Annotated in this window: 18 protein-coding genes; 3 read left to right on the forward strand and 15 right to left on the reverse strand. The window is 65.4% G+C overall.

The annotated features are described in order from the left end of the window. Positions 1-25: 25 nt before the first annotated feature. The gene (locus I6F24_RS14650; protein ID WP_225149368.1) at positions 26-925 is read left to right on the forward strand and encodes a transcriptional regulator GcvA; all 900 of its coding nucleotides are present in this window, start codon (positions 26-28) and stop codon (positions 923-925) included. A 144-nt stretch (positions 926-1,069) separates the two neighbouring features. After that, on the forward strand, positions 1,070-2,398 hold the full coding sequence (locus I6F24_RS14655; protein WP_109142281.1) for an MFS transporter: 1,329 nt from the start codon (positions 1,070-1,072) through the stop codon (positions 2,396-2,398). A 77-nt stretch (positions 2,399-2,475) separates the two neighbouring features. Here the strand turns inward: I6F24_RS14655 and I6F24_RS14660 are convergent, their stop codons facing one another. The 3 genes from I6F24_RS14660 to I6F24_RS14670 are packed head-to-tail and all read right to left on the reverse strand — an operon-like array spanning position 2,476 to position 5,137. Then, positions 2,476-2,889 carry a Rieske (2Fe-2S) protein gene (locus I6F24_RS14660; RefSeq protein ID WP_109142280.1) on the reverse strand — a complete coding sequence of 138 codons (414 nt, stop codon included), beginning with the start codon at positions 2,887-2,889 and terminating at the stop codon, positions 2,476-2,478. Between the two features lie 51 nt (positions 2,890-2,940). Beyond that, positions 2,941-4,053, reverse strand: coding sequence for an amidohydrolase family protein (locus I6F24_RS14665; RefSeq protein ID WP_225149369.1), 1,113 nt, complete (start codon positions 4,051-4,053; stop codon positions 2,941-2,943). Between the two features lie 25 nt (positions 4,054-4,078). Next, the gene (locus tag I6F24_RS14670; RefSeq protein ID WP_036020930.1) at positions 4,079-5,137 is read right to left on the reverse strand and encodes an amidohydrolase family protein; all 1,059 of its coding nucleotides are present in this window, start codon (positions 5,135-5,137) and stop codon (positions 4,079-4,081) included. Positions 5,138-5,281: 144 nt separating this feature from the next. On the opposite strand from I6F24_RS14670, the gene I6F24_RS14675 reads away from it, so the two are divergent. Next, positions 5,282-5,764, forward strand: a complete 483-nt coding sequence (locus I6F24_RS14675) for a CinA family protein (protein WP_225149370.1) — start codon at positions 5,282-5,284, stop codon at positions 5,762-5,764. A 16-nt stretch (positions 5,765-5,780) separates the two neighbouring features. Here I6F24_RS14675 and I6F24_RS14680 read toward each other — a convergent pair whose 3' ends face one another. The 12 genes from I6F24_RS14680 to I6F24_RS14735 all read right to left on the reverse strand — a co-directional run bounded on the left by I6F24_RS14680 (position 5,781) and on the right by I6F24_RS14735 (position 18,850). Next, the gene (locus I6F24_RS14680) at positions 5,781-6,089 is read right to left on the reverse strand and encodes a DUF1488 family protein (protein ID WP_225149371.1); all 309 of its coding nucleotides are present in this window, start codon (positions 6,087-6,089) and stop codon (positions 5,781-5,783) included. 46 nt (positions 6,090-6,135) lie between these two features. Then, positions 6,136-7,605, reverse strand: coding sequence for an AMP nucleosidase (locus I6F24_RS14685; protein ID WP_225149372.1), 1,470 nt, complete (start codon positions 7,603-7,605; stop codon positions 6,136-6,138). A 168-nt stretch (positions 7,606-7,773) separates the two neighbouring features. Beyond that, complete coding sequence (locus I6F24_RS14690) at positions 7,774-9,105, reverse strand: HlyD family type I secretion periplasmic adaptor subunit (RefSeq protein WP_225149373.1); 1,332 nt, start codon at positions 9,103-9,105, stop codon at positions 7,774-7,776. Positions 9,106-9,115: 10 nt separating this feature from the next. Further along, positions 9,116-10,864, reverse strand: coding sequence for a type I secretion system permease/ATPase (locus I6F24_RS14695; protein WP_225149374.1), 1,749 nt, complete (start codon positions 10,862-10,864; stop codon positions 9,116-9,118). 254 nt (positions 10,865-11,118) lie between these two features. After that, positions 11,119-11,388: a GlsB/YeaQ/YmgE family stress response membrane protein gene (locus I6F24_RS14700; protein WP_035997080.1), complete on the reverse strand. Its 270-nt coding sequence runs from the start codon at positions 11,386-11,388 to the stop codon at positions 11,119-11,121. A gap of 100 nt (positions 11,389-11,488) precedes the next feature. After that, positions 11,489-12,466, reverse strand: a complete 978-nt coding sequence (locus I6F24_RS14705; RefSeq protein WP_036020911.1) for an ABC transporter ATP-binding protein — start codon at positions 12,464-12,466, stop codon at positions 11,489-11,491. Then, positions 12,463-13,878 (reverse strand): amidase, encoded by a 1,416-nt coding sequence (locus tag I6F24_RS14710; RefSeq protein ID WP_225149375.1) that lies wholly within the window; start codon positions 13,876-13,878, stop codon positions 12,463-12,465. Before I6F24_RS14710 ends, I6F24_RS14705 begins: the two co-directional genes overlap by 4 nt. After that, the gene (locus I6F24_RS14715) at positions 13,875-14,072 is read right to left on the reverse strand and encodes a hypothetical protein (RefSeq protein ID WP_109142275.1); all 198 of its coding nucleotides are present in this window, start codon (positions 14,070-14,072) and stop codon (positions 13,875-13,877) included. Before I6F24_RS14715 ends, I6F24_RS14710 begins: the two co-directional genes overlap by 4 nt. Continuing rightward, positions 14,069-15,130, reverse strand: a complete 1,062-nt coding sequence (locus I6F24_RS14720; RefSeq protein WP_192893058.1) for an ABC transporter ATP-binding protein — start codon at positions 15,128-15,130, stop codon at positions 14,069-14,071. The genes I6F24_RS14715 and I6F24_RS14720 overlap by 4 nt, the downstream gene beginning before the upstream one ends. Before the next feature lie 3 nt (positions 15,131-15,133). After that, positions 15,134-16,036, reverse strand: coding sequence for an ABC transporter permease (locus tag I6F24_RS14725; protein ID WP_057028343.1), 903 nt, complete (start codon positions 16,034-16,036; stop codon positions 15,134-15,136). A gap of 3 nt (positions 16,037-16,039) precedes the next feature. Further along, positions 16,040-16,993: an ABC transporter permease gene (locus I6F24_RS14730; RefSeq protein WP_057028344.1), complete on the reverse strand. Its 954-nt coding sequence runs from the start codon at positions 16,991-16,993 to the stop codon at positions 16,040-16,042. Positions 16,994-17,188: 195 nt separating this feature from the next. Continuing rightward, a complete protein-coding gene (locus I6F24_RS14735) occupies positions 17,189-18,850 on the reverse strand; it encodes an ABC transporter substrate-binding protein (protein WP_225140813.1) in 1,662 nt (553 codons plus the stop codon). Positions 18,851-18,953 lie beyond the last annotated feature (103 nt).

Below are 18,953 nucleotides of genomic sequence, written 5' to 3' on the forward strand. Positions count from 1 at the left end.
ATAACGTCATGCATCCTGCTGCCAAATGACTGCCAGATTGCCCTCCCTGAACGGATTGCGGGCGTTCGAGGCCGCCGCGCGCCATCTCAGCTTCACGCTCGCAGCCAGCGAGCTGAACGTGACCCAGACCGCGATCAGCCATCAGATCCGCAGGCTGGAGGAGGAGCTCGGCATCCGCCTGTTCATCCGGCAGAACCGCGCGCTGGCGCTGACGCCGGAGGCGCGCGACTATTTGCCGGGCGTCCGCGCCGCCTTCAATGATTTGCGCCTCGCCACGGACCGTCTCCTGCGCAAGGACGACGACAAGGTGCTGACAGTGTCGACGCTGGCCTCGCTCGCCGCCAAATGGCTGCTGCCGCGGCTGACCGATTTCCAGGAGCAGCACCCCGGCATCGATGTGCGCATCACCACCTCGACCAGCCTCGTCGACTTCCAGCGCGACAATGTCGATGCCGCGATCCGCTATGGTCGCGGCCAATGGCCCGGCCTGCGCGCCGACTGGCTGATGGCGGACGAGCTGTTTCCGGTGTGCAGCCCGTCGCTGCTGCGCGGCGACAAGCCGCTGCGCCGCCCCGAGGATCTGCGCAACCATCCGCTGCTGCACACGTCGAGCACCAACAGCGACGACTGGCGGCTGTGGCTGACCGCGGCGGGCCTGCCGGCCGATATCGCAAGGCACCCCGGCATCACCTTCGACATGATCTTCATGACCATCCAGGCCGCCATCGACGGCATCGGCGTCGCGATGGGACGGACCTCCTATGTGCAGGACGACATCGCCAAGGGCCGGCTCGTGGTCCCCTTCAAGATCGCGCTGCCGGCGGACGCCGGCTTTTACCTGGTCTCGCCCGAGGGCCGTCGTGAGGCGCCAAAGCTCATCGCTTTTCGCGACTGGATGATCGCTGCAGCGCAAAATAAAGCCTGAAAATTCATCAGCTTCCCCGGCGAAATCGGTTGACTCGCCTCGCCCCGCGCGGGAAGGGGTATGGCAGATTGTCGCAGCATCAATCTGTCGCCTTGCCGAGAGAACGATTCTCGGCCGGCCACGCCTTTCCAAGGGGAGAACGCCATGGCTGGATCAGCCGCATCGACCAATCCACCCGCAATCAAATCGCGCATCGGCGCCATCCTGCGCGCGACCTCGGGCAATTTCCTCGAGCAGTTCGACTTCTTCCTGTTCGGCTTCTATGCCGCCGCGATCGGCAAGGCGTTCTTCCCCTCCACCAACGAGACGGCCTCGCTACTCAACACGTTCGGCGTGTTCTGGCTCGGCGCTCTCATGCGTCCCGTCGGCGCGATCGTGCTCGGCGCCTATATCGACCGCATCGGCCGCCGCCAAGGCCTGATCGTCACGCTCGGCATCATGGCCTTCGGCACCGTCGTCATCGCGTTCTGCCCGAGCTACGCGACCATCGGCATCGCCGCGCCGGTCATCGTGCTGATCGGCCGGTTGCTGCAGGGCTTCTCGGCAGGCGTCGAGCTCGGGGGCGTGTCGGTGTACCTCGCCGAAATTGCAACGCCCGGCAATCGCGGCTTCTACACCTCGTTCCAATCCGCGAGCCAGCAGGTCGCGATCTTCGTGGCCTCGATCCTCGGCTTCATTCTTTCCGAGGTGATGCCGGCCGACACGGTGGCCGCCTGGGGCTGGCGCATTCCCTTCTTCGTCGGTTGCCTGATTATTCCGCTGATCTTCGTCCTGCGGCGGACGCTGGAGGAGACACCAGCCTTCCTCGCGATGAGAAAGCATCCGACGACGCGCGAGGTGCTCGCCTCCGCCCTCGCCAACTGGCGCATCGTGGTGCTCGGCATGATGATCGCGATCCTGACCACGACGACGTTCTACTTCGTCACGGTGTACACGCCGACCTTCGGCAAGACCGTGCTGAAGCTGTCGACCCAGGATGCTCTGCTGGTCACGCTGCTGGTGGCGGTGAGCAACTTCGTCTGGAATCCGGTCGGCGGCGCGCTGTCCGATCGCATCGGCCGCAAGCCGGTACTGCTCGCCATCGCGGGCCTTTCGCTCATCACCGCCTATCCGGCGCTGCACTGGCTGGTGGCCGCGCCGACGTTCGGCAAGTTGCTCGCGGTCGAGATGATGTTCTCGTTCTATTTCGGCGTCTACAGCGGCACCATGCTCGGCGCACTCGTCGAGATCGTGCCGGCGCATGTGCGCACCACCTGCTTCTCGCTCGCCTTCGCGCTCGCCGCCGCCCTGTTCGGCACCTTCACGCCGTTCGCCTCGACCTGGCTGATCGAGCGCACCGGCGACAAGGCCGCGCCCGGCTTCTGGCTGATGTTCGCCGCCCTGCTCGGCATCATCGCGGCCTCGACGGTGTATCGCGGCGGCGGCACAGTGCCGGCCTATGATGCGGTGCCGGAGCCGGTGGCGGGCCGCTAGACGGTGTCATTTCGGGACGCGCACTCTCTTCACCTCTCCCCGTAAGAACGGGGCGAGGGGCGTACTGCCCGTGCCGCCTACAGCTCCACCACCACGTAATCGCTCTCGATCCTGACCGGAATCGTCTCGGCGACATACGGTCCCTTCACCACGCTCGCGCCCGGCTCGACATGGGCGGGATAGGCCTTCACGCGGAAACGGCGGGGGTCGCAATAGGATTGGCCGGTGCGGATGTCGAACTCCCAGCCGTGCCAGGGGCAGCGGATGATCTCACCTAACTTGGTGTATTCGATCTCGCCGGGGTTGCTCGACTGTGCGAGACCGATCAGCGGGCCCTCACACAGCGCCGCGCCCTGATGCGGGCAGCGGTTCATCAGGCCGAAATATTCGCCCTTGATGTTGAAGACTGCGATCGGCCGCCCGTCGATCTCCAGGAATTTTCGCGTGCCGGGCGGAAGCTCGTCGACCGCGGCAATCACATGCCGCGCCATGCTATGTTTTCCACATGATCTGACCGAAAAACCGCTTCACACTTTTTCGGATCATGCGGTTATCCCGTACAGCTTCTTTGCGTTGCCGAGATAGAACGCCTCGCGATTGTCCTCGCTGACTCCCGCCGGCAGCACGCGCGACGGCTCGTCATAGTCCCAATGCGGATAATCGGTGGCGAACAAGAGACGATCCCAGCCGATCCATTTGATGACATCGAACAGATCCTCGCGCCTTTCAGGATCTTCCATCGGCTGCGTCGTCCACCACACCTGCTCGCGGATATATTCCGACGGCGGCCGTTTTACATGCGGCACCTCGCTCCTGAGCCGCTGCCAGGCCTTGTCCAGCCGCCACGCCAGTGACGGCGCCCAGCCGAAGCCGGCCTCGATCATCACCATCTTCAATTTCGGGAAGCGCTCGAACACGCCCTCCAAAACCAGGCTCGCAAGCGTCGATTGCTGGCACTGCGAATGCCCTACCATCTCCTCGATGTAATAGGATGGCCAGCCTGAGGGTGTGATCGGATTGCCGCCGAAGCCGAAGGCGTGCACGCCGACGGGAAGGCCGGCTTCTTCCGCGGCCTGATAGATCGGCCAATAGCGACGCTGGCCGAGCGGCTCGACATTGCGGCTGAGCAGCAGCACCTGCACGAAATTCTTGTCCCCGGCGCGCTCGCGGATCTCGGCCGCAGCCGACAGCCCATCCTCATTGCCCACGACGATGGAGGCCTTCAGCCGCTTGTCCTTGCTGGTCCATTTGTCGATCTGCCAATCGTTGATCGCCGAGCACAGAGCGGCCGAGAGCTCGTGATTGCGGATGCCCTGCCCGGTGTTGAGTGGATTGAGCACGCCCAGCTGCACGTTGTTGGGATCGAGCAATTGCTTCTGCATGAAGGCGAGCGAGGAGCCCTGCGGGCCGCCTTCCGGCGGATAGGCATCGCGGCGCGAGGCGTTGGGCTGGGCCTTCGGATAGGGCGGGCCTTCCATCATGCCCTGATAGGCATGGACGCCGTAAACCTCGAGATGGTGCTGCCAGCGTTTGGCGAGGTAGGGGTAGAGCTCGGTGTGGGTCGTACGCGCCGGATGGATGTCGCAGTCCGCGATTGCGGTTTTGACGTTCAGTGGGGAAGCGGCTTCTTGGTTCTCGCGGAACTGGATATTCATCGCCTTGCCTCCTTTGGCAGCGGGCTCATTTCAGGCGGGGATAGGTTGCATGCGGATTGTCGATCATGATCTTGCGCACGAGATCGGGGGACAGACCTTCGGGCAGCGCGTCCTGGCCGTCGAACTGCCAGTGCGGATAGTCCGTGGAGAATAGGACCAATTCGTCGGACTGCATATGATCAAACAGGCGAATTAATGTCTGAGGTTCCGGCGGCGCATCAAATGGCTGTAACGAGAAACGGATGTTGCTGCGCACAATCTCCAGCGGCGCGCGATCGACCCACGGCGTCTCCATCCGTACCCCGCGCCAGAACTTGTGCAGGCGCCACAGATAGGGCGCGATCCAGGACACGCCGGACTCCAGCATCACCATTTTCAGCCGCGGATATTTGGCGAACACGCCCTCGACGATCAGGCTGGTGAGCTGGGTCTGGAACGCCTGGGCCTGCCCAACATAATCCTCGATGTGATAGGACCCCCAACCCACGGCGGTCGGCGGATTGTGATAGGCGGAACCGGCGTGGATGCCTACCGGGAGTTCCAGACGTTCCGCGGCCTCGTAGATCGGCCACAGCGCGCGCTTGCCGAGCGGCGTATCGCCCATGACAAGCATCAGCACCTGCACGAAGCGCTCGTCCGGTGCACAGCGCTCGATCTCGGCAACGGCTTTCTCGACGCTTTGCGTGGGGATCACGATCGAGCCGCGCAGCCGCGAGTCGCGATCGAGCCATTCCTTCGCCAGCCAATCATTCAGCGCGCGGCAGAAGGCGGCCTGCATGTCTTCCGAAAACACCATCTGCACGCCGTAGAGCGGATTGCAGATGGCGTATTCGAGCTTGAAAGCATCGAGCACGTGACGCTGCATGTCCGCCAGACTCTCACCGGGCTTGCCGGTCTCGGGGCGCCAGTCCGGCCGCGCGGTAATCGGCGAGTTCTGCGGATAGGATTGCGAGATAAGGTCGACCATGCCGCGCGTCGTGACCTGATCGCGCCAATAATCGTTCAGGTACGGCAGCAGGCTGGTCAGATGCGGCACGGCCGGATGCACGTCGCAGTCGATGCCGCCGGCGATCAGGGACGCCATCACGCTTCCTTCTCACGTTTCCTCGCATGTCTCTTCTTGTCCCCGCCATTCAAGCAGGCCTGCCCGCCGCCCGCAACTCGGCCAAGCGTCCTGTCATATGCTAGGAAGGCTGAGCTCGGTTGCGAAGGAATGAGGGGTTACGACATGAAAGAGCTCGTCGGCATTGCGGAACAGGTCGCCGCCAAACTGATCGCGCGCAAACAGACCATTGCGGTTGCCGAATCCTCCGCCGGCGGCCTGATCGCGGCCAGCCTGCTCGCGGTGCCCGGCGCATCCGCCTATTTCCTCGGCGGCGCGGTGGTCTATACGCGCGATGCCAGGCGCGTGCTGATGGATATTTCGGACGAAGGAATGAAGGGCTTTCGGTCGTCGTCGGAGCCCTACGCGCAATTGCTGGCCGAGCAGATGCGAACACGCTTCGACAGCGACTGGGGCCTGTCCGAGACCGGCGCCGCCGGCCCCACCGGCAACCGCTACGGCGATTCGGCGGGCCATAGCTGCATGGCGGTTGCAGGGCCCGCGTCAGAGGTGATGACGCTGGAGACGGGGAGCAATGACCGGTTCGGCAACATGCAGATGTTCGCAGCGGCGGCGCTGCGGTTGCTGCTGAGGAAGCTGGAGGGGTGAGAAAGAGGAGCGACAGCTACCGTCCTAAATGCCGCATGAAAATCCGCACCACATAGCCCTGAAACCGCGGTGCCTCGTCGTAGAGATCCGACGCGATCCGCTCGATGGTCTCGCGCAGCGACAGGAACTGCGCCTGACGTGCGCTGCTTTCGGTGCCCTGCATGCCCGCGAGCTCGTCCATCGCGGCGTCGCTGATCTGGCACTGCACGACCTCGCCGTCGTTCAACATGGTGAAGCGAAAGGCCAGCCGTTCCAGATCATGGCCAATGATCTTGTGGCGCATGAGCGGCATCAAGTCGTCCCGGTCGAGCCCCGCGTCGGACAATGCTGAAAATCGCTGCGCTTGTCAGCAGCAAAGTGCGGCTTCGGCCCTACTGGAACGCCACTTCGGCAAAGCTGCGGAGCTTGCGCGAATGCAGCCGTTCCGATTCCTGCTGCTTGAGCCGCTCCAGCGCCTTCAGGCCGATCTCGAGATGCTGGCCGACGCGGCGGCGGTAGAATTCGCTGGCCATGCCCGCGAGCTTGATCTCGCCATGCAGCGGCTTGTCGGAGACGCACAGCAGCGTGCCGTAGGGAACGCGGAAGCGGTAGCCGTTGGCGGCGATGGCGGCCGATTCCATGTCGAGCGCGACCGCGCGCGATTGCGACAGCCGGCGGATCACCTCAGGCCCGGAAATTTCCCAATTGCGGTTGTCGACGCTCGCGACCGTGCCGGTGCGCATCAGGCGCTTGAGCTCGAAGCCTTCAAGCCCGGTGACGTCCTCGACCGCCTCCTCGAGCGCGACCTGCATCTCGGCCAGCGCCGGGATCGGCACCCACAGCGGCAGCTCGCGATCGAGCACGTGATCCTCGCGCACATAGCCGTGCGCGAGCACGTAATCGCCGAGCCGCTGCGTGTTGCGCAGGCCGGCGCAATGGCCGAGCATCAGCCAGGCATGCGGCCGCAGCACCGCGACGTGGTCGGTGACGTTGCGTGCATTGGACGGACCGGTGCCGATGTTGATCAACGTGATGCCGCGATAGCCAGGTGCGACCAGATGGAAGGCCGGCATCTGCGGTGCGCGAGCCGGCGCGGTGCCGCTGATCGCGCCGCCGCTGTTCGTGATCACGTTGCCGGGCGCGACGAAAGCTTCGAGCCCGGCTTCGCCGGACTGCAGCCGCTGCTGGCACGCTTGCGCGAAGGCATCGACATAGAACTGGTAGTTGGTGAAGATCACGAAGTTCTGGAAATATTCGGGATCGGTGCCGGTGTAGTGATAAAGCCGGCGCAACGAGTAATCGACGCGGGCGGCGCGGAACAGGGACAGCGGCTCCGGCGTATCAGGCTGGAGCTCGAAAGTGCCGTCGGCGATCGAATCGTCCATGGTCGCGAGAACGGGCACGTCGAACGCATCGCGCAGCGAGCGTGTCACGGGCGAGTTCTCGCTGGTGGTGATCGCGGCTTCGATATTGATGTCGCGCCGATAGGCGAAGTGGATCGGGATCGGCTCGGCGGACTCGCCGATCTCGACGGGCACGCCGTGGTTCTGGATCAAGAGGCCGATCTGCTCGGTGAAATAGCTGCGGAACAGATCCGGCCGCGTCACGCTGGTTTCATGCACGCCGGGTCCGGCGACGAAGCCGTAAGCAAGGCGCGAATCCAGCCGCGCATGCGTCGCGGTGGTGAGACGGACGAAGGGATAGTAGGCGCGAACCCGCGTCGTGATTGCCTCGCCGCCGACATAGGCTTCGAACCGGTCGCGCAGGAATTTCGTGTTGCGCTCGTAGATTTCCTCGAGGCGGGCAACGGCCGCGGACGCATCGGAGAAGGATGCGGTGGGGATGAGGGGAGGAGATTGCATGGTTCGACTGCCGGGTGATTGGGCCTGAGTCGAACTATAGCAAAGAAGGCGGTGTTGTAGGGTGGGTTAGCGCAGCGTAACCCACCACTTCCGCATCCTCGGTTAGAGAAGCGGTGGGTTACGGCTTCGCCTAACCCACCCTACGAGACCACGACGCGCTGTCGCGCATCACTTCTCGCGGAACGCGCGCATCAGCTGGTCGTGAAGCGGCTTCATCAGATAGGACAGCATGGTGCGGTCGCCGGTCTGGACGAAGGCTTCCACCGGCATGCCGGGGATCATCTTGACGTCGCCGAGCCTGGCGATCTCTTCCGGCGGCATCGAGACGCGGATGGTGTAGTAGCCTTGGCCGGTGCGCTGGTCGGTGGTGACGTCGGGCGAGACGCGGCTGACGACGCCGTTGAGCTCGGGCGTGGTGCGCTGGTTGAACGCGGACAGGCGCAGCAGCGTCTTCTGGCCGATCTGGAGCTTGTCGATGTCGACCGGATTGACCTTGGCCTCGACCTGGAGATCGTCGGTCTGCGGCACGATCAGCATCAAGGTATCGCCGGCGGTGACGACGCCGCCGATCGTGTGCACCGTCGATTGCAGCACCATGCCATCCTGCGGCGCGCGGATGTCGACGCGGCGGAGCTGGTCTTCGGCCGCGACCTTGCGCTCGATCAGCTCGCCGATCTTGTCGTTGGTTTCGCGCAGGTCCTTGGAGACCTCGCTGACCACGTCCTTGTCGATCTGGATGATCTGGAGCTCGGTCTCGGTGATCTTGCCCTTGGCCTGGGCGCGCGCGGCGATGTACTGCGCGCGCTCGCCGTTGAGGCGGGCCGAGTCGCGCTCGAGCTGGGTCAGGCGCGAGATCTGCACAAGACGCTTCTCGTAGAGCTCACGCACGCCGGTGAGCTCGTTCAGCACCAGCGCGATCTCCTGGTCCTTGGCTTTTTCCTGGGCGCTGAGACCGGCGATCTCCTCGTTGAGCTGCGTGATGCGTTCGCGGAGCTGCGCCTTCTGCCCGGTGCGGCCATTGACGCGGACCTCGAACAGCTTGGTCTCGGCCGCAAGCAGCGCCTTGACGTCGGGATCGCCCGCCCGCTCGATGAGGCCTTGCGGGAACTCGATTCGGTCGAGGCCACGCTGCTCGGCCTGCAATCGCGCCGCACGCACCTGCGCCGCATCGAGGTTCTTGGTGACGATGGCAAGATTGGCCTTGGTGACGGTGTCGTCGAGTCGCACCACGATGTCGCCGGACTTGACCAGGTCGCCGTCGCGGGCGCGCACCTCGCCGACCACGCCGCCGGTCGGATGCTGCACCTTCTTGACGTTGGATTCGACCACGATCTGGCCCGGCGCAATCAGCGCGCCCGAGATCAGGACGGTCGAGGCCCAGCCACCGAGGCCGACGACCAGGACCACCACGATGGCGAGGCCGAGCATCAGGTGGAACCTGATGGAGTCGCGGACGGTCTTCGCGGCCGCCTTGGGGCCGCCGATGGCCATCGTGCTCATGGCTTCGTGCTCATGGTTTGGCCACTCCGCCTTCGCTGACGATCTTGATCGGCGCTGGCGGCGTCACGCGCGGCTGCAGCACCTGGGCGAGCACCTGCTCCTTGGGGCCGAAGGCCTGCATGCGGCCGTCGCGCAGCACCAGGATCTGGTCGACCGCCTCGACGCCGATCGGGCGGTGCGCCACCACGACGACGATGGCACCGCGCTCGCGCGCCGAGCGGACGGCGCGGGTCAGCGCCTCGTCGCCTTCGGTGTCGAGATTGGAATTGGGCTCGTCGAGCACGATCAGGAAGGGGCTGCCGTAGAGCGCGCGCGCCAGCGCCACGCGCTGGGCCTGACCTGCGGAAAGCGCGGCGCCCTGCTCGCCGACTTGGGTGTTGTAGCCCTCGCGCATCTTGATGATCATCTCGTGCACGCCGGCCTCCTTGGCCGCGGCGATGATCGCCTCGGAGGTGGCCTCGGGATCGAACCGGCTGATGTTCTGCGCGATGGTGCCGCCGAACAATTCGACGTCCTGCGGCAGATAGCCGATATGGCGGCCGAGCGCGTCGCTCGTCCATTGATCGAGCGCCGCGCCGTCGAGCCGCACCTTGCCGCGCACCGGCTGCCAGACCCCGACCAGCGCGCGGATCAGCGACGACTTGCCGGAACCACTCGGGCCGATCACGCCGAGGCCGTTGCCGGCGGCGAGCGCGAAGGTGACATCCTGCACCACGAGACGCTGATCGCCGGGCGGCACCATGGCGACGCCCTCGACCGAGAGCCGGCTGGTCGGCGCCTGCAGCTGGGTCGGCATCGCCTGCGCCGGCATCTGCTCCAACAGGCGCGTCAGACGCTGCCAGCTCTGGCGCGCCGCGACGAAGGATTTCCAATGCGCGATGGCGAGATCGACCGGCGCGAGCGCGCGGGCGGACAGGATCGAGCCGGCGATGATGATGCCGGCCGTCGCCTCCTGGTGGATGACGAGATAGGCGCCGACCGCGAGCACGGCCGATTGCAGCATCATCCGCAGCACCTTTGCGACCGCGCCGAGACCACCGGCGACGTCGCTCGCCCGCTGATTGCCGGCGAGGTATTTTTCGTTGGCCTCGCTCCAGCGCTGGTTCATCCGGCCGGCCATCCCCATCGACACCATCACTTCGGCGTTGCGGCGGCTGGCCTGGGCGAGATCGTTGCGCTGGGCGGCGAGGCCCATCGCCTCCTTCGCCGGCTGGCGGGACATGAACTCGGTCACCAGCGTCAGCCCGACCAGGATGATGGCGCCGACCAGCGCGGTGACGCCGATCAGGACATGGAAGGCGAAGCAGATGGCGAGATAGAGCGGCAGCCAAGGCAGGTCGAAGAACGCGCTCGGGCCCATGCTGCCGAGGAAGGAGCGGACATTGTCGAGATCGCGCAGCGGCTGCAGGCCCTCGTTGCGGCTGCCGACCAGCAGCGGCAGGCGCACGATGGTGTCGAACACGCGCTTATTGAGGGCCTCGTCGAGCGCGGTGCCGATCCGCCCCAGGATGCGGTTGCGGATCATGTCCAGCACGCCCTGCGCCATGTAGAGGAAGCTGGCGAGGATGATCAGGCCGACCAGGGTGGGGATGCTGCGGCTCGGCAGCACCCGGTCATAGACCTCCAGCATGAAGATCGACCCGGTCAGATAGAGCAGGTTGATCATGCAGCTCATCAGGCCGACGCCGATGAAGGCCGTGCGACAAGCGCGCAAGGCGTCACCGAGCTCCGAACGGCGGACGCCAGGGATGGCTGCCATCAGTCTGATCTCTTTCGGCTAACGGGCAAAGCCCTGATTTCAAAGGCGATTCAAGGAGTACTCGCCTTGGATTAACATCTGTTTTCCGGCCGTCCGACGCGGTCGAATTTAATCCGAGGCCTCATGGGCCACATCTACCCCCGATAGCCTTCCGCGCAAGTCCGGAATTCCACAGGCTTGCGGCTTTTTCTTGCAGGCTTTCAGCCGCTTCCGCGAAAAACGCGGCTCAAGTTCCGCTCAGCCGAATGCAGAGGCTAGAGCCGGCCCCCGCCGCGCACTAGGCGTACCACCAGCAGCAGGATGACCGCTCCGATGGCAGAATAGACAATCTGGGAGATCAAGCCGGTGCCGAGGCGAATGCCGAGCTTTGGAAACAGAAGGCTCGCCACCAGCGCACCGCAGATGCCGATCACGATGTCGCCGATCAGGCCGAACCCGGCGCCCCGCACGATCTTGCCGGCGAGCCAACCGGCGACGAGACCGACGAATAGGATGACGAGCAGGCCTTCGTTGGAAATGTACATCCGTGAGGTTCCTCTCCGTGAACGGCGCCATGGAACGGGAACCGGAATGAATGGGGTGTGAATGCTGGAGGCTCGCTCAGCCCGGCTCAATTCATCCAAACTATGACAGCACGGTGGCCGGCTCCGCCAGGACGCATCTGGCCGCCCGACCCGGCCCGACCGCGACATTCCCGGGCAATTGCTCCAGGCAGCGCGGCTCGGCGAGCTTGCAGCGGGGAGCGAAGGAGCAATTGTGCGGCTTCTCGGCCAGCGACGGCGGCGTGCCGGGGATGGTCTCCAGCCGCTGTCCGCGCTTGGCGCCGTGGATGGTGGAGGCGAGCAGGCCCTTGGCATAGGGATGCACCGGCGAGCGGACGATGTCGCGCAAGGTCCCCTGCTCCACGATCTGACCGGCATACATCACCGCGACGCGATCGCAGATCTCGATGGCGACGCCGATGTCGTGGGTGACGAAGATGACGGACATGCCGAACTCGCGCTGCAGCTCGCGCAGCAGCAGCAGGATCTGGATCTGCACGGTCGCATCGAGCGCCGTGGTCGGCTCGTCCGCGAGCAGGATTTTCGGCCGGCAGGCGAGCGCAAGCGCGATCATCGCGCGCTGGCGCATGCCGCCGGACATTTCGTGCGGATAGGCATCCAGCCGGCGCTTGGCCGAGGGAATGCGCACGACCTCGAGCATCTCCAGCGCCCGTGCGCGCCCTTCTGCAAAGCTCTTGCCTTCGTGGCGCACCACGCTTTCGGCGATCTGCGCGCCGATCGTGTAGACCGGATCGAGCGCAAGCGCCGGCTCCTGGAAGATCATCGAGACGGTCTGGCCGCGGAACGACGACAGCTGCTCGTCGTTCATGGCTAGCACGTCCTGTCCCATGACGTTGACCGTGCCCGAAATCTGCGTGCGCTTCTTTGGCAACAGCCGCATCAAGGCACGCAAGGTCACGCTCTTGCCCGAACCGGATTCGCCGAGCAGGCCGAGCACCTCGCTATTGCCGAGCGAGAGACTGAGATCGTTCACGGCATAGACCGTGCGCTCGCCGGTGAAGCGGATGTTGAGGCCTGAGATCTCGACGAGGTTTGTCATGACGGCAGCTTCGGCAATCGGTCGTGATAGTCGGTGATGCGCTGGAACGCGGCGCCAATGGTCAGCAGGGTGGCTTCGTCGAAGGAGCGGCCGATCAGCTGCATGCCGACCGGCAGGCCGGTCGTGGTGAAGCCCGAAGGAATGGTCAGTGACGGCAAGCCCAGGAAATTCACCGGGCGGGTGAACAGCGTCAGCCGCTGCAACAGCGCCGGCGCGTTCGGGCCGCCGCCGACGTCGCTCTCCTCGATCGTCGGCGCCGGCACCGGGGACGCCGGCGCGATCACCGCATCGACGCCTGCGGTCGCGGCATTGTGGGCCGCGAGCGCCGGCCCGCGCCAACGCATCGCCTCGAGATAGGTGATGGCGGGAACGGCGAGGCCGTTCTGAAGCCGCATCAGGACTTGCGGGCCATAGTCCTGCGGACGCTCGATCATCCAGCGCTTGTGGAAGGCGGCAGCTTCCGCGGCGAGCACGAGCTGGCTGGCCGAGGACAATTGCCGCTGGTCCGGCAGCTCGACCTTGACGATGTCGGCGCCCTCGCGCTTGAGCACCGCGATGGTCTCGTCCAGCACGCGCGCGACCTCGCTGTCGAGATCGTCGACATAGAACGAGGCGGGCACGCCGATCTTGAGACCCCTCAGCGAAGCCTTGGTGGCTGCGACGTAGTCCGCGAGCGGCTCGTGGCTGCAGGTCGAATCGGCGGGATCGGGCCCGGCCATCAGCGCCAGCAAGAGCGCGCAATCCTCGGCGGTGCGGGCCAGCGGGCCGACGGTGTCGAGCGATTGCGACAGCGGCATTGCGCCGGCGCGGCTGACGCGGCCGACCGTGGTCTTGAGCCCCGTGACGCCACAGAAATGCGCGGGCATGCGGATCGAGCCGCCGGTGTCCGAGCCGAGCGCCGCATAGGTCAGGCGCGCGGCAACCGCCGAGCCGGAGCCCGACGAGGAGCCGCCGGTGATATGGGCGACGTTCCAGGGATTGCGCACCGGACCGTAATGAGCGTTGTGCCCGGTCGGGCCATAGGCGAACTCGGCGAGATGCAGCGTGCCGAGCCGGACCTGGCCGGCGTCCTTGAGCCGCTGCAAGGCGGTGGACGTGACGTTCGGCACGAAGTCGCGGCGGATCAGCGAGCCGCAGGTCGCGACGTGGCCGGCATCGTAGTACATGTCCTTGTGCGCGAGCGGGACGCCATGCAGGGGACCGCGGACATTGCCCTTGGCGAGCTCGGCATCGGCGGCATCCGCCGCTTTCAATGCAGCCTCGGCCTCGATCGACATGAAGGCGTTGAGATGCGGCTGCCACTGCGCGATGCGCTGCAGCAGCGCACGCGTCGCCTCGTGCGAGGACACCTGCTTCATCGCGATCGCGCGCGCGACCTCGGTGAGCGTCATCAGAGCGGGCTCACGGCTCATTTGGACACCTTCTGCGTCTGCGCGAGCACGTAAGTTGCGGGCTCCAGATCGAACGGCAGCGTGCCGGCGATCGCGGCGAAGCCTTCGAAGGCGGGGCCGATGGCGTTGGAGATGCGGGTTGCGATCTCGTCGTCCACGGGGACGCCGGCGATATGCGCGATCGGCTTGATCTCTTTCGGTGTCGGTCTCGTCATGCGGTTTCTCCCCTGGGGGCGCGGCTGTGGCCTGAACCCGGTATCGCCATGTAGCACGCGGCCTCGTGACCCATATTATCCAGCGCGGTGAGCTTTGGTGTCGCATTTGCGCAGAGCGGCTCCGCAAACGGGCAGCGGGTGTGGAAGCGGCAGCCGGGGGGCGGATCGATCGGATTGGGCGGATCGCCCGTGATCGGCGGCGTCTCGGTGCGCTTGTCGGGATCCGAAGACGGCATCGCGGCGAGCAGCGCCCGGGTGTAGGGATGCGCCGGGCTGTCCCAGACCTGGTCGACCGGGCCGAGCTCGACGACTTCGCCAAGATACATCACCAGCACGCGGTCCGAGATGTAGCGCACCACGTTGAGGTCGTGGCTGATGAAGAGATAGGTGAGGCCGAATTCGCGCTTGAGATCGGCGAGCAGGTTGAGCACCTGCGCCTCGACGGATTTGTCGAGCGCCGAGACGGCTTCGTCCAGGATCACCAGCCGCGGCGACAGCGCCAGCGCACGGGCGATGTTGACGCGCTGGCGCTGGCCGCCGGAGATCTCGTGCGGATAGCGGTTGGCGAAGTTTTCCGGGCGCAGGCCGACCTTGCCGAGCAGCTCTCGCGCCAGGTTGCGCGCCGCGCCATCGGCCATGCCATGGACCTTTGGACCGAAGGCGACGGATTCCTCGATCGTCAGGCGCGGGTTGAGCGAGGCGTAGGAATCCTGGAACACCATCTGCATGCCGCGGCGCAGCTCGCGCAAGCTCAGCGACTGGCCGACGGTCATGCCGTCATAGATGATGTCGCCGTCATCGCGCGGCATCAGGTGCATCAGCAGCCGCGCGGTCGTGGACTTGCCGCAGCCGGACTCGCCGACGATGCCGACCGTCTCGCCCTTGGCGACGGAGAAGGAGACATTGTCGACGGCACGCACGGTGCGCTTGGCGGCGAACAGGCCGCCGCGCACCGGGAAATGCTTGGTCAGGCCGTTGACCTGCAGCAGCGGCTGCGCGAGCCCACCGCGGTCCTCGACCGGCTCCAGCATTTCGACGGAGGTGTTGGTTTCGCTCATGGCCTAGTTCCTGATGTCCATGGCGCTACGCAGGCCGTCCGAGAGCAGATTGAAGCAGATCGAGACCGCGAAGATCATCGCGCCCGGCAAGGCTGCGACCCAGGGATTGACGTAGATCGCGGTGCGCAGCGTGTTCAGCATCAGGCCCCATTCCGGCTCCGGCGGCTTGGTGCCGAGGCCGAGGAAGGACAGACCGGCCGCCAGGATCATCGAGACCGAGATCAGACTGGTGGCATAGACGAAGATCGCGCCGAGCACGTTGCCGAGGATATGGACGCGCATGATGGTGAAGGCGCCCGCGCCGGAGGCACGGGCGGCCTCGACGAAGTCCATGTTGCGCACGCCGGTGGTGACGCTCTCGGCGACGCGGGTGATCTGCGGCACGAACACGATGGTCAGCGCCACGATGGAGTTGAGGATGCCGGCGCCGAGCGCGCCGGAGATCGCGATCGCCAGCAGCACCGACGGGAAGGCGTAGAACACGTCCACCGTGCGCATGATCGCGGTGTTGAGCTTGCCACCGACATAGCCGGCAATGATGCCGAGCGAGGTGCCGATGCAGAAGGCCAGGATCACGGGCAGGATGCCGATGACCAGCGACAGGCGCCCGCCATAGATCAGCCGGGCCAGCATGTCGCGGCCGAGCTCGTCGGTGCCGAGCGGATAGCCTGTGGTGCCGATGTGGCGGAGGCGCCGGATCATCGAACCCTTGTAGGGGTCTTCGAGACCGAGCCACGGCGCGAGGATCGCGGAGAGGAAGATCAGCAGCAGCACCAGCGCGCAGGCCATGCTGACCTTGTCGCGCATGATGCGCCGACCGACGGTCGCCCAATAACCACGCGCCTTGGTCGCGGGCGCGGCCTGCAGCGCGGCATCGGCGGTGGCGGACAACGGGAGCTCGCTCATCGGCTAGCCCCGCTTGATGCGCGGGTCGATCGCGGCTTGGGCGATGTCGACCAGGAGATTGAGGAAGACGAAGAACAGCGCCAGGATCAGGATCGTGCCCTGCAGCAGCGGCAGGTCACGCTGGAAGATCGCCGAGTTGAGCAGGAAGCCCGAGCCAGGCCAGGAGAACACGGTCTCGATCAGGATCGAGCCGCCGAGCATGTAGCCGAGCTGAAGCCCCATCACCGCGAGCGCGGTGGGCGCGGCATTCTTGATGACGTGGCGGAACACGCCGGTTTCGCGCAGGCCCTTTGCACGCAAAGCCTCGACGAAGTCCTGCGAGAGAATGTCGCCAGTGAGCGCGCGGACCGTGCGGGTGACGATGCCCATCGGGATCACCGACGTCGTGATCGCGGGCAGCACGAGATATTTGAGGTGCGCCCAATCCCAGGCCCAGGAGTTGGAGCCGCTGGGGCCGGCGCCGACCGCCGGCAGCCAGTTCAGCTGGACCGAGAAAATGATGACGAGCAGCATGCCGAGCCAGTAATGCGGCACCGAGACGCCGGCGATGGCAAAGGAGGTCGCGACCTTGTCGATCCAGGTCTCGCGGAAATAGCCGGCGATCAGGCCAAGCAGGACGCCCATGGTGAAGCCGATGATGGCGGCGGCAATCGCGAGCGTGACGGTGTTGCCGACCGCGCGCATGACCTCGGCCAGCACCGGACGCCCCGTCGCGATGGAATTGCCGAGATCGCCATGAAGGGCACGCAGCAGCCACAGGCCGAACTGCACCGGCAGCGGCCGGTCGAAGCCATAGGCGGCGCGCAGCTGCGCGGCGAGCTCCTGCGACGCATCGGCCGGCAGCACGGCGACCAGCGGATCGCCCGGCGTGATGTGCACGAGCAGGAAACACACCAGCGCCACGCTGATGACGATCGGGACGACGTAGACAATGCGTCTGGCGGTATAGGCGAGCACTGGTCTTCTTTCTTCCTTCTCCCCTTGCGGGAGAAGGTGGCGCGCAAGCGCCGGATGAGGGGTTCTGTCCGCGGTTACAGCATTATCAAATGGAGGAAGGATCACTCGCGGAGAGAGACCCCTCACCCGGCTTCGCTATCCGCGAAGCCACCCTCTCCCGCAAGGGGAGAGGGTGCACTGTGCGTGTGGCGCGAATTACTGCGCGATCGACACCGGCGAGAAGTCGATGAACCAGCTCTTCGGTTGTACGACGCCTGTCACCTTCGGGCTCATGGCGCGCGGGCCGACGTCGTGGGCGACGTAGAGGAAGGCGGCGTCATCGACGGAGGCTGCGTGCAATTCAGCGAGTGCGGCGTCGCGCGCGGCGGGATCGAAGGTCTGGCGCGCCTTCTTCACCAGCTCGTCGAATTTGGGGTTGTTGATGAAGCCCCAATTGTTCGAGACCGGCGGCGCCATGCCCGACTGCAGGAAGCGCACCAGCGCGAAGAACGGGTCCATCGCCGCGTAGGTGACGTTGGTCGCGTGCGAGCCGTTGGCGCTGGGATCCTTGGCGCCGCGGCGCCAGTTGGTGAACAGCGTATTCCATTCGATGACGTCGAGCTGGACGTCGAAATAGCATTCGGCCAGCGCCTGCTGGAGATACTCGTTCATCGGCAAGGGCTGCATCTGGCCCGAGCCGGACGCGGACGTCTGCGTCTTCACGGTCAGTTTCTTGTTGGGACCGTAGCCGGCCTCCTGCATCAACTTTTGCGCAGCCGCCTTGTCGTACTTGATCTGGAAGGTGGGATTGCCGCGCCAGGGATGGCCGGGCTCGAAGGTGCCGGACGCCGGCACCATCAGCCCCGCGAGCAGACCGTCCCTGAGGCCTTCGCGGTCGACGCAGAGGTTCGCGGCCTTGCGCACCCGGATGTCGTTCCAGGGCGAGCCCTCGACGCGGGAGAACTGCCACGGCCAGACGTGCGGCTGCTCGTTGGAGTAGAGCTTGAAGCCGCGCTGCTTGAGCTCGGGCAGCGCGTCCGGTGCCGGCGCCTCGACCCAATCGACCTGGCCGGACAGCAGTGCCGCGGTGCGCGCGTTGGCTTCCGGCATCGGCAGCAGCACCATCTTGTCGACCTTGGGCACGCGCGCCTTGTTCCAATAGTCCGGGTTCTTGACCAGCTCGAGCCGCTCGCGCGGCGTAAAGCTCGCCATCTTCCACGGGCCGGTGCCCGAGGCGCTCCTGGCGAAGGCGGTCCATGCGGCTTGCGACTTCGCCTTGGCGTCGGCGCCTTCGGCTTTGTCGTAGAAGGACTGCCACTTCGCCGGGCTTGCCATGAACAGATTGGTGAGGTTGATCGGCAGGAAGCTGTCGGGCTCCTTGGTGGTGAGCTCGACGGTCATGTCGTCGATCTTCTTCGCGGAGGCCAGCGTCGGCATGCGCGAGGCCGTGACGCCGACCTGGCTGGCGTCGAATTGCGGCGCATCCTGCTTCAGCACCTTCTCGACGTTCCACACCACCGCGTCGGCGTTGAACGGCGAGCCGTCATGGAAGGTGACGCCGGGGCGCAGCTTGAAGACCCATTTGGTCTTGTCGGCATCGTCGACCTTCCATTCGGTGGCAAGGCCGGGGATCACCACGCTCGCCTTGTCGGCAGAGGACAGGTCCCAGCTGGTCAGCGCATCGTACATGGTGAGGCCGGTGAAGCGGTTGCCCTCGAAACCTTGATCGGGCTGGCCGAGCGTGCGCGGAATATCGGCAGCAGTCATGCCGATGCGCAGCACAGTTTCGGCAGCCGCCACCCGCGGCCATGCGGCTGCGCTGCCAAGCGCCAACAGCGCGATCAGCGCCGCCCGTGTGTTGTTGTTCTTGATAAACATCGCCTCAGTCCCTTTCCGGCTTCCGATGATTAATTTTGATGCAATCGTATGCAATGGCTATGCCAAGGGAAAACTTTTTCTGCGAATTGCCCCTGCGACGACA

Origin of the sequence: Bradyrhizobium sp. BRP23 (genome assembly GCF_020194135.1) — a bacterium.
Lineage (GTDB): Bacteria > Pseudomonadota > Alphaproteobacteria > Rhizobiales > Xanthobacteraceae > Bradyrhizobium > Bradyrhizobium yuanmingense.

What these genes read in the sequence shown, in the direction of transcription:
- I6F24_RS14660 (WP_109142280.1), bottom strand. Translation starts at nt 2,889, where the DNA reads ATGGCGCGGCATGTGATTGCCGCGGTCGACGAGCTTCCGCCCGGCACG.
- I6F24_RS14705 (WP_036020911.1), bottom strand. Translation starts at nt 12,466, where the DNA reads ATGACAAACCTCGTCGAGATCTCAGGCCTCAACATCCGCTTCACCGGC.
- I6F24_RS14735 (WP_225140813.1), bottom strand. Translation starts at nt 18,850, where the DNA reads ATGTTTATCAAGAACAACAACACACGGGCGGCGCTGATCGCGCTGTTG.
- I6F24_RS14665 (WP_225149369.1), bottom strand. Translation starts at nt 4,053, where the DNA reads ATGAATATCCAGTTCCGCGAGAACCAAGAAGCCGCTTCCCCACTGAAC.
- I6F24_RS14685 (WP_225149372.1), bottom strand. Translation starts at nt 7,605, where the DNA reads ATGCAATCTCCTCCCCTCATCCCCACCGCATCCTTCTCCGATGCGTCC.
- I6F24_RS14710 (WP_225149375.1), bottom strand. Translation starts at nt 13,878, where the DNA reads ATGAGCCGTGAGCCCGCTCTGATGACGCTCACCGAGGTCGCGCGCGCG.
- I6F24_RS14715 (WP_109142275.1), bottom strand. Translation starts at nt 14,072, where the DNA reads ATGACGAGACCGACACCGAAAGAGATCAAGCCGATCGCGCATATCGCC.
- I6F24_RS14695 (WP_225149374.1), bottom strand. Translation starts at nt 10,864, where the DNA reads ATGGCAGCCATCCCTGGCGTCCGCCGTTCGGAGCTCGGTGACGCCTTG.
- I6F24_RS14700 (WP_035997080.1), bottom strand. Translation starts at nt 11,388, where the DNA reads ATGTACATTTCCAACGAAGGCCTGCTCGTCATCCTATTCGTCGGTCTC.
- I6F24_RS14720 (WP_192893058.1), bottom strand. Translation starts at nt 15,130, where the DNA reads ATGAGCGAAACCAACACCTCCGTCGAAATGCTGGAGCCGGTCGAGGAC.
- I6F24_RS14690 (WP_225149373.1), bottom strand. Translation starts at nt 9,105, where the DNA reads ATGAGCACGATGGCCATCGGCGGCCCCAAGGCGGCCGCGAAGACCGTC.
- I6F24_RS14725 (WP_057028343.1), bottom strand. Translation starts at nt 16,036, where the DNA reads ATGAGCGAGCTCCCGTTGTCCGCCACCGCCGATGCCGCGCTGCAGGCC.
- I6F24_RS14675 (WP_225149370.1), top strand. Translation starts at nt 5,282, where the DNA reads ATGAAAGAGCTCGTCGGCATTGCGGAACAGGTCGCCGCCAAACTGATC.
- I6F24_RS14670 (WP_036020930.1), bottom strand. Translation starts at nt 5,137, where the DNA reads ATGGCGTCCCTGATCGCCGGCGGCATCGACTGCGACGTGCATCCGGCC.
- I6F24_RS14650 (WP_225149368.1), top strand. Translation starts at nt 26, where the DNA reads ATGACTGCCAGATTGCCCTCCCTGAACGGATTGCGGGCGTTCGAGGCC.
- I6F24_RS14655 (WP_109142281.1), top strand. Translation starts at nt 1,070, where the DNA reads ATGGCTGGATCAGCCGCATCGACCAATCCACCCGCAATCAAATCGCGC.